This window comes from Flavobacterium sp. NG2 (genome assembly GCF_034119845.1).
Classification (GTDB): Bacteria; Bacteroidota; Bacteroidia; order Flavobacteriales; family Flavobacteriaceae; genus Flavobacterium.
Genome location: NZ_CP139420.1, coordinates 1660441 through 1675278, shown reverse-complemented (window position 1 = coordinate 1675278; position 14838 = coordinate 1660441). Strand labels below are relative to the sequence as shown.

Sequence of the window (14838 nt, the reverse complement as noted above, 5' to 3'; positions counted from 1 at the left end):
TCCGCTATATCTTGTGGCGGCTTAACGCCTGCCGCCACAAGGATACCGCTTCTATCAGGGCTAAAAAACAACGAATAAAATTTTAGGTACAAATAAAAAAACCATTAAGAATTAAGTATCATTAAGTTCTAACTTAACTTTTCTTAATTCTTAATGGCTTTAAAAATATTCTTTCGACTTAGATGCTTAGAACCTTTAAAACTTAATTTACGGATTCGTTGTCCAAATGCTACTATTCTTAATGAATACGCGTTTATTTAATTTTAACTGTGCGATTATCAACTCAGCAATATCTTCGGCTTGCATGATTTTATCCGCATTGTCGCCTACAATATTTAATTCTTTGGCCATATCAGTAGCAACTGTACTTGGAATTAAAGCCGTAACTCGTACATTATGCTTGCGTACTTCCTGCATCAATGAATCCGTTAAACCTAAAACCGCAAATTTTGAAGCACTATAAGCACTTGTCATTGCATTTCCATTCAATCCTGCAGTCGAGGAAATATTGATAATATCCCCTGTTTGTCTTTCAATCATATTAGGTAAAACTGCACGGGTTACATAATAAGTCCCCATTAAATTCACTTGAATAATGCGCTCCCAATCTGTCGTTTCCATATCTAAGAATTTGCCAAAAGCAGCAATTCCAGCGTTATTGATTAAAATATCAATGCTCCCAAATTCAGACAAAGCCTTATCGACAGCAGTTTTCACTGATTCATTGTCTGACACATCAGCGGTTAAAGCCAATGCTTTGACTCTTAGAGAACGTACTTTTAATGCAACATTATCAATATCTTCTTGAGTTCTGGCAACTAAAATAACGTTGACCCCTTCTTTTGCCAAAGCGATTGCGATTGCTTTTCCTATTCCTTTCCCTGCCCCTGTTATTAGTGCATTTTTATTTTTCAAATCAATCATCTTAATTTCATTTTTTAGTTCGAAAACAAAGTTAAGCTATTCAATAAACCTAGTCATTACGCCAAGTGTGAAATAAATGATAATTTTAAAACAAAGAGCCTTTCTTAAAATTCAATAACATTTCGTAAAAATTATATAACAAACTAAATGAGGAAAAACGGGAACTTTGAAATATAAAATTCTAAGTCTTGTAAGCAACAGTATTAATTGGAACAGAAAACCAAATAAAATAATCCGAATTACAACAGTCTAATGGCTTACAGCTATAACCAATAAAACGCAACTCATGAAAAAATCAATTTCGCTCGTTTTTATCAATATCATAACACTGATATGCATATTAGTACTTTTAGCTTCTTGTAAAAAAAATGATGCTAAGCAAAATTCAATTGTAACTAATGAAGAAGATAGCATCACTATTGAACATCGTGACAAACTAAAAGGAGTTTCTTATCAAATGGCACCAACTAAGACTTGGTTAAATGCTAATGAAAAAGACGATGTTAAAATGACAATCGTCATGGATTTGAACAGAACAGATGCTTCTAATATCAAGAAAATGGATTCGATTATCATCCCTACTACTTTTGAAGGTAAACGAGAAGATTATTTACCCTTTCCATTACAATTAGAAGCGCTAAAAAACATTTCAAAAATTATTTTCTTTTCTTATCCAACCCAAACTTTTGCTGCTTATAAAAACGGAACATTGGTTTATACAGGCCCAACAAATATGGGGCGAGAAAAAGACCCCACTCCCACCGGTTTATTTTTCACTAATTGGAAAGCAGAAGAAACCACAAGTACCTTTAATGATGAATGGGAGTTAAAATGGAATTTCAATATTGAAAATAAATTAGGTGTTGGTTTTCATCAATATGAATTACCTGGATATCCTGCTTCACATTCTTGTTTACGATTGCGTGAAAAAGATGCCCGTTTTCTATATGATTGGGCAGACCAATGGGTTCTTGCAGATACTGAAAACATAAAAGCTAAAGGAACTCCAGTAATTGTTTTTGGAAAATATGATTTTAAAGCCCCTAAACCTTGGTTACAAATGGTTAAAAATCCCGATGCTTTAGAAATTTCAGAGCATGAATTGGCCAATTTGATAAAGCTTAATCTTGCATCCATCATAAAAGAACAGAAAAACAGTAAGCTTATAGCACAACATAAATAACTTCTGTATTCGTTTTTTTCTAACGAATTCTATCAAAATCCCACAAGGTTCATAATTACTTGTGGGATTTACTTTTGCTGTTTACTACACATTAAAGTTTAATCGGAGCATCAATTACTTCTCCATGCATTTATTTTTACAAGTCTTCAGCGAACCCTGTTTGAAGTAAAACTGTAGAGAATAGGAATTATTTTTTTTCTAGAAACTCCTATAGTAACCTAAAAAAATCCAATTCCTTAAAAATGTATTGCAAGGAAAAGCCGGAAATTGCTCCTAAAAAAGTATCTTTAGTTTTTCTGACTTTGATTACACCAAAATCTAATTATAAACACATCTACTGATATTGAATTGACAAAAAACAAATTAATATGAAATCAATTGACCCTAATCATTTTAAAGTAACAGCCCCTATACAACTGAAAGATTTTCCAACCGACTTAAATAATAAAGCTAGTGATGATGACAAGGAAGACAAACTTGACGGAGTCCGTGAAAAACTGAGCGCTTTACAAGATGTGATGTATGCCCATAATCAATACGGCGTTTTAATTTGTTTACAAGGAATGGACACCGCAGGAAAGGATAGTTTGATTCGGGAAGTTTTTAAGGAATTTAATTCACGTGGCGTAGTGGTACATAGTTTTAAAACACCCAACTCTAATGAATTGAAACATGATTATTTGTGGCGGCATTATATGGCATTGCCTGAAAAAGGAAAATTTGCCATTTTTAACCGTACGCACTATGAGAATGTTTTGGTAACACGTGTGCATCCTGAATACATTATGAATGAAAATCTGCCCGGCATTGAAACCGTCGAAGACATAACTCCTCAATTTTGGGAAAACCGCATGGAGCAGATTACTAATTTTGAAAAACATATTTCACAAAACGGAACGATAGTTTTAAAATTCTTCCTAAACCTCAGTAAAGAAGAGCAACGTACCCGTCTTTTGCGCCGACTCGAAAATGAAGAACATCATTGGAAATTTTCGCCTGGCGACTTGAAAGAACGAGAACATTGGGATGAATATATGCAATACTATGAAGAAGCTATTAACAAAACCGCTACTGATAACGCTCCTTGGTATATTGTCCCTGCTGATGATAAAGACATGGCTCGCTACATTGTTGCTCAAATTATTTGGGAAGAAATGCAACAATACACCGATATTAAAGAGCCCGAACTTGATGAAAAGGTCAAAATGAATTTTGCGATGTATAAAGCGCAGTTGAAGTAGTTTCAGGTTTGGAATTTGGGATTTGGGATTTAGGATTTGGGATTTAGGATTTGGGATTTGTAATTTGGAATTTGGAATTTTGGGTTGTTTTTATTTCTTGGCACAGTAATTGGATATTTAAAAATATTCAATTCTAATTCACCAATTATGAAAACTAAAACTATAATAGCGAGCTTATTGACTTTCTTTTTTGCCATGCAAATGCAAGCACAATACGGAAGTGTAAATGCCATGAACGATGAAATCAGCGATAATTTAGACCTAAGAGCAGTAGCTTCTATTTTTGGTGATTCACGTAACTTACAAGATTTCGAAAGAAGACTAAACGACCCTAAAATTCAAATTTCAAATTTGGATTTGAATTACGACAACCAAGTTGATTACTTACGTGTTATCGAAACTGTTGATCGTAACACCCACTTAATTATCATTCAATCTGTACTAGATCGTGATGTATATCAAGACGTAGCGACTATTGATGTTGAACGCGATAATTACAACCGAATTCAGGTACAATTTGTTGGTAACGAGTACTTATACGGACCAAATTACATATACGAGCCTGTATATTATAGCTCCCCTCTTATTTATGCTTCATTCTGCGTGAGTAATTACCGTCCTTATGTATCAAGCTGGTACTGGAACTATTACCCAAGTTATTATTATGCATGGAGACCTTATCCAATTTACAGATACCGTTCTAATATTCATGTGTCTATAAACTTTAATAATAGTTACAACTATGTAAACTATAGAAGAAGTAATTACGCTCCAGTTTTATATAGTAGTAGACGTTCTAATGGATACGCTCGCTTATACCCAGAACAAAGTTTTTCAAGACGTAATTCCTCAGTGAACAATCGTTACGAACTAGATCAAAGAAGAAGCTCTAGAAGTTTAAGTTCTAGAAATGAAAGTGACGCATACCGAAATGGTACATCAAGATACACATCTCCATATTCTGGAAGTTCTAGTAGTTCGAGAAATTATTCTCAAAACAGAAGTAGCACCTCAAGAGAGTCTGCTCCACAAAGTTCAAGAGATTATTCACAAAATAAAAATAGTTCAACAAGAGGATATAGTTCACAATCGTCACCAAGTTCGAGAGACTACTCACAAAATAAAAGTAGTTCGTCCAGAGAGTACAGCCCGCAATCATCATCTAGCTCAAGAGATTATTCACAAAATAAAAGTAGTTCAACAAGAGGATATAGCTCACAATCGTCACCAAGTTCGAGAGACTACTCACAAAACAAGAGCAGTTCATCCAGAGAGTATAGTCCGCAACCATCATCTAGCTCTAGAGACTACTCACAAAACAAAAGTAGTTCTGCTAGACAAGCTGCACCACAATCTGCACCAAGTCAAAGTAGATCTTCAGAAAGTAGACCTAGTTCATCAAGAGAAATGAAATCCCAAGATAATGGTCGTGGTTCGTCATCAAATAGCGTAGGTAATAGACGAAATTAATACAATAAATTCTAGTATAAAACACGGTTTAACAGACCGTGTTTTTTTTGTTCTTTTTTAAAATAATTCGAGCTATTTTATTTAAAAAGAGTAAATTTGACGCATTATTAAAAATACTTCATGAGCACATCGCATAGGGATTTACATTCTAAATTAACATTAGGTGGTTTATTAATAACATTAGGTATTATTTACGGAGATATAGGAACTTCACCTCTGTATGTTATGAAAGCCATTCTAGGCGACCATACCATTAATACGGATATTGTCTTAGGAGGTATCTCTTGTGTTTTCTGGACACTAACCCTACAAACTACAATCAAATATGTCTGGATAACTTTAAGTGCTGATAATCACGGCGAAGGAGGGATTTTTGCCCTTTATGCTTTGGTTAAAAAAACTAAAATTAAATGGCTTATTGTCCCCGCGATTATTGGAGGAAGTGCGTTATTGGCTGACGGTATCATCACCCCTCCTATCTCAGTATCCTCTGCTGTCGAAGGAATTAAAACATTCTACCCTGAAATAAATACCATCCCAATTGTAATCGGGATTTTACTAGTCTTATTTACCATTCAACAATTCGGAACCAAACTAGTGGGTAAATTTTTCGCTCCCATGATGCTTATTTGGTTCAGTATGTTAGGTATTCTTGGATTAATTCAAATATCAAAACATCCCGAAGTAGTTAAAGCATTCAACCCTTACTACGCTTACCATCTATTAAACATACATCCCGAAGGTTTTTTTGTTTTAGGACTGGTTTTCTTATGTACTACAGGAGCTGAAGCATTGTATTCAGACATGGGTCACTGCGGGCGTAAAAACATCCGAATTAGTTGGATTTTTGTAAAAATGACTTTGCTGTTGAATTATTTTGGACAGGCGGCGTTTCTTATTCATCATGAAGGCGAAACATTGCAATCATTAGGAGGTCAAAACGGAAACCCTTTTTACCTTATCATGGCCGATTGGTTCAAACCTTTTGGAATTGTGATTGCAACACTTGCAGCTGTTATTGCATCTCAAGCCTTAATCAGTGGCTCTTTTACGCTGATAAACGAAGCCATGAGATTAAATTTTTGGCCAAAAGTAAAAATAAAATATCCAACAGAATTAAAAGGACAACTATACATTCCTTCTATCAACTGGTTATTATTTTTAGGATGTGTGGGCATTGTTATTCACTTTGAAGAATCAAGTAACATGGAGCATGCATATGGATTAGCCATTGTTCTATGCATGATTATGACCACTATTTTACTCAATTTTTATTTAATTATGAAAAGGGTAAAATTATACTTTATGGTTCCATTGATAACAATCTACATCTTAATTGAATTTAGTTTCTTCATTGCCAATGTAACCAAATTTGCCGAGGGAGGTTATGTTACCTTGATAATCGCAATGATTCTGATATCAGTAATGACTATTTGGTTTATGGCTAAAAAAATCAATAAAAGCTATACTAAAATTGTCAAAATTGAAGATTATAAAAAAGTATTATCAGAACTAAGTGCCGATTTAACCATTCCAAAATACGCAACCCATTTGGTTTATATGACCAATGCCAATCGCTCCGATGAAATTGAGGAAAAAGTAATGTATTCTATCCTCCAAAAAAGGCCTAAAAGAGCCGACATTTATTGGTTTGTACATGTAAATATCTTATCAGAACCTTATAAAACAGAATATCGTGTTACCGAAATCTTAAAGGACGATTTATACCGTATCGATTTTAACTTAGGCTTTAGAGAACCAACCAAAATTAACCTTATGTTTAAAGAGGTAATCAAAGACATGGTTCATAACGGCGAAGTAGATATCACCAGCAGATATGAATCTTTGAATAAAAACAACATCTTAGGAGACTTTAAATTTGTTTTATCAGAGAAATTCCTTTCTAACGATAGCGACTTAAGATGGTATGAAAAAATAGTAATGAACTCTTATTTCTTTATCAAAAAACTAAGTTTATCCGAAGAAAGAGCCTTTGGTTTAGATAGTAGTTCTGTGAAAATAGAAAAATTTCCAATGGTGCTTCATGCTCCAGAAATCGTTGGACTTACTCGTGTAGAATAATCAATACAATATCTCAATACAAAAAACACTGTTCAAAACAGTGTTTTTTTTGTTCATAAAAGATTATTTCAACATTCAGTATTTAAAAATTAAACTTTCAAATCAATTAATACTACCTTTGCGGCTCAATTAATTAAAATGAGATTACATAGAAATTTAGTATATACCACTATTGACTCCTTAAACGCTATTTTTAACGAAGGAGAATATGCCGATAAAGTGGTTGCAAGAGCATTAAAAAAGGACAAAAGATGGGGAAGTTCCGATCGTAAATTTGTTGCCGAAACCATCTACGAAATCGTACGTTGGAAACGATTATATGCCGAAGTTGCCGAGGTCAAAGAACCTTTTGACCGCGATAATTTATGGAGAATGTTTTCTGTTTGGGCCGTATTAAGAGGCTACCCAATTCCAGATTGGCGTCAACTAGAAGGAACTCCTGAGAGAAAAATCAAAGGGCGTTTTGACGAATTATCAAAAACAAGAGCTATCAAAGAATCTATTCCTGATTGGATGGACGAACTTGGTGTTAAAGAATTAGGTGAAGAGGTTTGGGCAAAAGAAATTGCTGCTCAAAATCAACCTGCCAAAGTAATTCTAAGAACCAACACTCTAAAGACTACAAAAGAAAATTTAAGGGCCGTATTAATGGACTTAGATATCGAAACTGAAGCCTTACCTGACCAACCGGAAGCTCTAGTACTTAAAGAAAGAGCAAATGTCTTTATGACTGATGTTTTCAAACAAGGTTTCTTTGAGGTTCAAGATGCTAATTCACAATTAGTAGCAAGCTACCTAGATGTAAAACCAGGAATGAGAGTAGTTGATACTTGTGCGGGTGCAGGTGGAAAATCATTACACATTGCGGCTTTGATGGAAAACAAAGGGCAATTAATTGCGATGGACTTGTATGAAAGCAAATTGAAGCAATTAAAAATTAGAGCAAAACGTGATGGTGTTTTCAATATTGAATACCGTATAATCGATAGCACTAAAGTAATCAAAAGATTGCACGGAACTGCTGACCGAGTTTTGATTGATGCTCCCTGTAGTGGTTTAGGTGTTCTAAAAAGAAACCCAGACGCTAAATGGAAATTGAAACCTGAATTCATCGATAACATTCGTAAAATTCAGTCAGAGGTTTTAGAAAGTTATTCTAAAATTGTTAAACCAGGCGGAAAATTAGTGTACGCAACTTGCTCGGTCCTTCCATCGGAAAATCAAGAACAAGTTGAGCGCTTTTTAACTACTGATATAGGTAAAGAATTCACTTTTATTAAAGACCATAAAATACTAGCTCACGAGTCTGGTTTTGACGGTTTCTATATGGCTTTATTAGAACGAAAAGTTAAAAGTTAGAATTAGAAGTTTAGCATAAAAAAATCCTCGAATCGAGGATTTTTTTTATGCTATATTTTATAATTAAATTTTCAGGGATGGCAACCTGCCCCACTTCTAACTTCTAACTTCTAACTTAATTAGTCATTCATAGAAATTAGAAACTCTTCATTATTTCTGGTTTTTCTAAAACGATCATTAATAAAGTCCATTGCTTCTATTGGATTCATATCTGACAAATACTTACGCATAATCCACATTCTTTGTAAAGTATTCTCATCCAAAAGCATGTCATCACGACGAGTACTAGAAGACGTCAAGTCAATCGCAGGGAAAATTCGTTTGTTAGCAATTTTACGATCCAATTGCAATTCCATATTTCCTGTTCCTTTGAATTCCTCAAAGATAACCTCATCCATTTTAGAACCTGTTTCAGTCAAAGCAGTTGCGATAATACTCAACGAACCACCATTCTCTACATTTCTAGCCGCTCCAAAAAAGCGTTTTGGTTTCTGTAAAGCATTAGCATCAACACCTCCACTCAAAACCTTTCCAGACGCTGGTTGAACCGTATTATATGCACGAGCTAAACGTGTAATAGAATCTAATAGAATCACTACATCATGCCCACATTCTACTAATCTTTTTGATTTTTCTAGAACGATATTTGCAATTTTTACATGTTCTTGAGGCTCTCTATCAAAAGTAGAAGCAATTACTTCTCCACGTACAGAACGTTGCATATCTGTAACCTCCTCTGGACGTTCGTCAATAAGCAACACGATTAAATACACCTCTGGATGATTGGCTGCAATTGCGTTCGCAATTTCTTTCAGCAACATAGTTTTACCCGTTTTAGGCTGTGCTACAATCATACCACGTTGTCCTTTTCCTATTGGAGAAAACAAATCGATAATTCGAGTTGAAATAGTACTTTGTCTTTCGGCCAATTTGAATTTTTCAGAAGGAAAAACGGGCGTTAAATGCTCAAATGATATTCTATCACGTACTACTTGAGGATCATGACCATTAATCTTAAGTACACGAACTAAAGGGAAAAATTTCTCGCCTTCTTTCGGAGGTCTTACCACTCCTTTTACAGTATCCCCTGTTTTTAATCCAAACAAACGAATTTGCGAAGTTGACAAATAAATATCATCTGGAGAAGCTAAGTAATTATAATCCGAAGAACGTAAGAAACCATAGCCATCAGGCATCATTTCCAATACTCCTTCACTTTCAATTATTCCATCAAATTCAAAATCAGCATCTCTAAAATTATTTTTCTTGTTTTTAAAATTAGGATTTTGGTTTTGATTTTGATTTTGCTTATTAGCTTGATTAGGGTTATTCTTTTTAGCAGAAACAGTCGTTTCAGCAACTTCCGAAGCAGTGTTTTCAGCTACCTCTTCACCTTCATTAGAAACCACCTTAGTTTCTTCTTTCTCTTTCTTTAATGCTATTTTCTTTTCGTATGCCGACTTACTAAATTTTACAATTTTAGGTCCTTTTCTAGTCGAATCAACAGATTCCTCATTCGAATCTTTTTTTGCCTCTCCCTCATTCACTACCTCAGTTTCTACAATCGGTGCAGTTTCAGCATTAGAAACCTCTTTTGCAACTGCTGGTTTATTCCCTGCTTTTTGAATAGCCACCTTTTTCGCAGGTTGTATACGTACCCTTTTAGATTTTTCAGCTTCCGTAGCTGCTTCCGCTTTAACATCAGGAACTGAGTTAGCGTTATTTGAAGCTTGATGTTCCAAAATAAGACCAATTAGGGTCTCTTTTTTTACACCATTGAATTTTATTGTTTTAGCAGCTTTTGCTATTTCTTGAAGCTCAGCAAGCTTCATTTCTTTTAATGCAGAAATTTCAAACATGAATGTTCTTTGAATTTAATTAATTTGGAAACACAAAAAAGATAGGTAGTATTTTTTATAACTTTGAATAGACCGCAGTATGAAGTGCTTACGGTATTGTTATGCAATAATACGAATAAAATTTAATGATACAATAGTATTTTTAAAAAAGAAAATATATTTTTGTGACACAATTTTTGAATAAATGATACAAAGAATACAAACCATATACCTACTACTTGCCTTTGTAACGACAGGAATCTTACCTTTTATTTTTCCTTTATGGACATTAAATAATGGTGAAAATTTCTATTTTATGCAAAGTCAACTTTATGTTGTTTTATTAGGACTAAGTACAACGCTTAGCATCATCAGTATCATATCGTATAAAAAAAGACAAACTCAATTTGTACTAGGCAGATTGAATATCATATTAAATTTAATTTTATTAGGATTGTTTGTATATCGTTCGCTAAACTTATCTGGAGAAACGGTATTCGTTTCAGAGAAAGGTATTGGGATGTTTCTTCCTATTGTCACTATCGTATTATTAGTACTTGCTAATAAGGCCATCAAAAAGGACGAAGATCTTGTAAAATCTGTGGATAGATTGAGATAAACCTATAAACTTAGTTTATTAGTGCGAAGGAAACCCGAATCATATGATTCGGGTTTTTTTGTATCCAAAGATTGCAGAACCTACTTTAATTTCCTCTCAAAATTCCACTATTTCAATCTCAATACCAGACTATTACACTAAAAAGCACACATTAGAACAACTAATTTCATAATACTCATTCTCGAAATAGTACAAATCCCTAGATAATCATAGCGTTTATTTTACTAAATTTGAAGAAATCATATCCTGAAAATGGAAGAAAAAATACGCATTCACTTAGCTGATGACCATCATGTCTTAATCGATGGTATGAAAAACTTACTTAACACTATTTCAAACTATGATGTAGTGGGATTTTCTTTGGACGGAACTACACTTTATGATGATGTCAAAGCAAATAAAACACATATTCTCATTCTTGATATTAGTATGCCTAAAAAAGATGGTCTAGAAGTACTTAAAGAATTTAACGAAAAAGGATTCCCTTGCAAAGTAATTATTCTATCAAGCTATGACGATTTAAAAATCATTAAAGAAGTCATGAATCTTGGCGCTTCAGGTTATTTATCCAAACGATCTGCGAGTGAAAACATTGTTGAAGCAATTCAGTCCGTTCATAATGGAGAAAAATATTATTGTGATTTAGTAAGGGAAAGTATTTTTGCAAAAGCGACACAAAATATCCCTAATTCAATTAAACAAAAAAATACCATTGCAAAATCATTAACCGAACGTGAAATTGAAATCATCACGTTAATATCTTTAGAATATAGCGGCAAGGAAATGAGTGAAATATTATCCATCAGTGTCAACACTGTTGAAACACATCGAAAAAACATCCTCAAAAAACTAAAAGCCAAAAACACTATAAGTATTGTAAAATTTGCTATTAAAAATAATTTAATCACGGATTAAATCCCTAGTTCTAAAAAACCGGCAAGATACCCTTCATTTATGAAATCAATTAGAAATACACTTTTCCTATTTCTACTACTAGTTCTCTCTAGTACTATTTCATTTTCACAAAACGACTCCATTTTAAAACAAAAAGCAGAAGCAGATGTTAAGCATGCTACAAAGTTAATGCTTGAAGGAAAACATGAAGAGTCATTAATTAAATCAAGACAAGCTCTAAAAGAAGCAATCGCCTTAAATGACGACAACCTAATTGCCAATTCATACAACACCATTGCAGCCAATTTTGACCAACTTACTGAATTTGAAAAAGCTTTTTTCTATTATAAAAAGGGACTGTTTTATGCAGAACGGACAAACAACAATAAATTAAAAAATTGGCTCAATAACAATTTAGCAAACATCTATTGCTTTGACAAAAAAGAATACAAAAAAGGAATTTATCACTACAAAAAATCACTTTCATTTTCCAATAAAATTAAAGATTCCTCACAAATTATCTTTACCAAACTGAACATCACTTGGGCTTATTTTGATATTGGTCAATTTGAAAATGGCTTACCCTATTTAAATTTCATCAACAAATACCATCCTAAACATGGGAATTCAAATACTGATGTCGCCCTGAACATGTTAAATGGAATGTATCACAGTCATTACAATAACTCTCAAAAAGCCATAGGTTACTTTGAAAAAGCAATACGCATTGGACAAAAAGAAAGTGACAAATCCGATTTATCTTTTACCCATTTAGAATATTCAAAATTCCTTTCTAAAACTAAAAACTTTCAAAAAGCTTTCGAGAATCTCGAACGCTACAATGCTCTTACAAAAGAAATAAACAATGACGACAAGCTAAAAAAAGCAAATGTTGCTGGCATCAATTTAGAACTCGATGAATACAAAAGAGAAATCGACACCATTGAATCCAAATTCAAAACCAAAGAGCAATTGATGATTGAAAATCAAACCCGAAATAAACGCATTAGTATTATCATCATTTCTGCTTTGATTATCATTATTATTATTTTTTATTTTTTCTTTCAAAACACCAAATTGAAACAAAAAAACAAACTTAAAGACGTTCAAAGCAAAATCCAACGTAACATCATCAATGCTACAGTGAGCGGCCAGGAACTTGAACGCAAAAAAATAGCCTCTTTTTTACACGACAATATCAGTGCTTTATTATCCTCTGCAGATATGCATTTAAGTGTTTTTAATGCCAAAAATAAAATCCAATCCGATGAATTAAGTAAAACTAAGTCTATTTTAAAAGAAGCCCATGATAAAGTAAGAGACCTTTCACACGAACTTATCCCTTCCTTACTGACACGTTTTGGACTTTATTACGCACTTCAAGATTTATGTGAAAAAAACTCCAATTCCCATTTACAATTTGAATACTTAAGTACCATAAATATTAAAAAAAGGTATAATGAAGATTTCGAATTAAAAATGTACTTCATCATCACTGAGCTCTTAAACAACATTATCAAACACAGTCATGCCAGTCAAGCTCAATTAAATCTTATTGAAAAAAAAGATGAATTATTAATAAAAATTATTGACAACGGCCGAGGTTTTGACACCAAAAAATTCAACATCATTGAAGGTTTCGGACTCAATCAAATTCGTGCCCGTATCAAAAATATGGACGGTAAAATTCGCATTAAATCAACCATCAACGTAGGCACTACTATCCATATTAAAGTACCTATTGCTCAAAAAAAATAATCAAACTCTTTTCCCGATTTCTACAATTTCTAAATCTTTAATCTTATCCCCATCAATAACAAATCGCAACATCGTTCGTACTTGATGAAAACCACTTTTACCACAAGCTCCCGGATTCATATGCAATAAATTGAGTTTTTTATCAAACTGAACCTTCAAAATATGGGAATGTCCACAAATAAACAGCTTAGGTGGATTTTCCGTTATTTCAGTACGAATATTGGGATTATACTTCCCAGGATACCCCCCGATATGAGTCATCCACACATCGACCCCTTCACACATAAAACGGTTGTGTAACGGAAATTCTAATCGAGCTTGTGCATTATCAATATTTCCATAAACGGCACGTAATGGTTTTAGTTTTTTCAAACTATCAGTCACAGCCAAATCCCCAATATCTCCTGCATGCCAAACTTCATCGGCCTGAGCAACGTATTTTAAAATCGTGTCATCAATATGACTATGTGTATCTGAAAGTAAGAGGATTTTTTTCATTTCAAAAAAGGCATGTGGCACTAAGGTTCTAAGTCGCAAAGATACTAAGTTGAAAAGTCTGAAAGCAGAAAATTATTTTGACTTATCAGATATATTAGATTTGGATCGCTTTACTCCTTTACCGTTATGACTTTGTAACCCGAAAATTTTAACCTTTTCACAACACAAAAACTTTGTACCTTTGAAACTCTTAAACTTTGAGACTAAACACTTGAGATATTTTATAAAACTAGCTTATAACGGAACGCACTATCACGGTTGGCAATTCCAACCCAATGCCGCTTCGGTACAAGAAACACTCAATAAGGCTTTATCTGTAATACTAGGCACTGAAATCAATATTATGGGAGCAGGCCGAACAGACACAGGTGTTCATGCACGCGAAATGTATGCGCATTTTGACTATAACACCCCTATTGACGGCGACAAGCTCGTTTATAAACTCAATTCTTATTTGCCAAAAGACATTGTTATTTATAAAGTTTTACAAGTTGACGACGAAGCACATTCACGATTTGATGCTACTAAGAGAACTTATCAATATCATATAAATAACTTTAAAGACGCTTTTTCACATGAACAAAGTTGGTATCTAAATCAAAAACTTGATGTCGATTTGATGAACAAAGCAGCTAAAATTCTTTTAAATCACACCGATTTTCAATGTTTTTCAAAAGTCAATACGGATGTAAACACTTTTGATTGCACGATTTTTGAGGCCTACTGGAAAGAAGAAAACAACCAACTTATTTTTACCATATCAGCCAATCGTTTTTTGAGAAATATGGTGCGCGCAATTGTGGGAACTTTGGTAAATATTGGTATGCACAAAATCAATTTAGAGGATTTTGAAAACATCATCATTGGAAAAAACCGAGAAAAAGCTGGATTTTCAGTCCCCGCTCATGGTTTGTATTTGACAAAGATTGAATACCCTTATTTGTGAAGGTAGAAGTGGGAAGTTAGAAGTGG

General features: G+C 33.6%; 12 protein-coding genes. 9 read left to right on the top strand and 3 right to left on the bottom strand.

The annotated features are described in order from the left end of the window. Window positions 1–207: 207 nt before the first annotated feature. Complete coding sequence (locus SLW70_RS07175; protein WP_320891409.1) at window positions 208–924, bottom strand: 3-ketoacyl-ACP reductase; 717 nt, start codon at window positions 922–924, stop codon at window positions 208–210. Between the two features lie 286 nt (window positions 925–1210). Here SLW70_RS07175 and SLW70_RS07170 point away from each other — a divergent pair, with 286 nt between their 5' ends. From SLW70_RS07170 to SLW70_RS07150, 5 genes are all read left to right on the top strand, one after another. After that, window positions 1211–2107, top strand: a complete 897-nt coding sequence (locus SLW70_RS07170; protein WP_320891408.1) for a L,D-transpeptidase — start codon at window positions 1211–1213, stop codon at window positions 2105–2107. A gap of 368 nt (window positions 2108–2475) precedes the next feature. After that, window positions 2476–3348 carry a PPK2 family polyphosphate kinase gene (locus SLW70_RS07165; protein WP_320891407.1) on the top strand — a complete coding sequence of 291 codons (873 nt, stop codon included), beginning with the start codon at window positions 2476–2478 and terminating at the stop codon, window positions 3346–3348. A 147-nt stretch (window positions 3349–3495) separates the two neighbouring features. Beyond that, window positions 3496–4818: a hypothetical protein gene (locus SLW70_RS07160; protein ID WP_320891405.1), complete on the top strand. Its 1323-nt coding sequence runs from the start codon at window positions 3496–3498 to the stop codon at window positions 4816–4818. 120 nt (window positions 4819–4938) lie between these two features. Next, window positions 4939–6900 carry a KUP/HAK/KT family potassium transporter gene (locus tag SLW70_RS07155; RefSeq protein WP_320891403.1) on the top strand — a complete coding sequence of 654 codons (1962 nt, stop codon included), beginning with the start codon at window positions 4939–4941 and terminating at the stop codon, window positions 6898–6900. Window positions 6901–7038: 138 nt separating this feature from the next. After that, on the top strand, window positions 7039–8259 hold the full coding sequence (locus tag SLW70_RS07150) for an RsmB/NOP family class I SAM-dependent RNA methyltransferase (RefSeq protein ID WP_320891402.1): 1221 nt from the start codon (window positions 7039–7041) through the stop codon (window positions 8257–8259). A 119-nt stretch (window positions 8260–8378) separates the two neighbouring features. Here the strand turns inward: SLW70_RS07150 and rho are convergent, their stop codons facing one another. Further along, entirely contained in the window at window positions 8379–10118 is a 1740-nt protein-coding gene (gene rho / locus SLW70_RS07145; RefSeq protein WP_320891401.1) for a transcription termination factor Rho, read from the bottom strand. Between the two features lie 184 nt (window positions 10119–10302). On the opposite strand from rho, the gene SLW70_RS07140 reads away from it, so the two are divergent. The 3 genes from SLW70_RS07140 (at window position 10303) to SLW70_RS07130 (ending at window position 13368) form a co-directional block, all read left to right on the top strand. After that, a complete protein-coding gene (locus SLW70_RS07140) occupies window positions 10303–10716 on the top strand; it encodes a DUF4293 domain-containing protein (protein ID WP_320891400.1) in 414 nt (137 codons plus the stop codon). Between the two features lie 252 nt (window positions 10717–10968). After that, window positions 10969–11631, top strand: coding sequence for a response regulator transcription factor (locus tag SLW70_RS07135; protein WP_320891398.1), 663 nt, complete (start codon window positions 10969–10971; stop codon window positions 11629–11631). A gap of 39 nt (window positions 11632–11670) precedes the next feature. Next, window positions 11671–13368 carry an ATP-binding protein gene (locus SLW70_RS07130; RefSeq protein ID WP_320891397.1) on the top strand — a complete coding sequence of 566 codons (1698 nt, stop codon included), beginning with the start codon at window positions 11671–11673 and terminating at the stop codon, window positions 13366–13368. On the opposite strand, the gene SLW70_RS07125 is transcribed toward SLW70_RS07130, so the two are convergent. After that, complete coding sequence (locus SLW70_RS07125) at window positions 13369–13866, bottom strand: metallophosphoesterase family protein (protein ID WP_320891396.1); 498 nt, start codon at window positions 13864–13866, stop codon at window positions 13369–13371. 211 nt (window positions 13867–14077) lie between these two features. Between SLW70_RS07125 and truA the strand changes: the two genes are divergently transcribed. Continuing rightward, window positions 14078–14812 carry a tRNA pseudouridine(38-40) synthase TruA gene (gene truA / locus SLW70_RS07120; RefSeq protein WP_320891767.1) on the top strand — a complete coding sequence of 245 codons (735 nt, stop codon included), beginning with the start codon at window positions 14078–14080 and terminating at the stop codon, window positions 14810–14812. Window positions 14813–14838 lie beyond the last annotated feature (26 nt).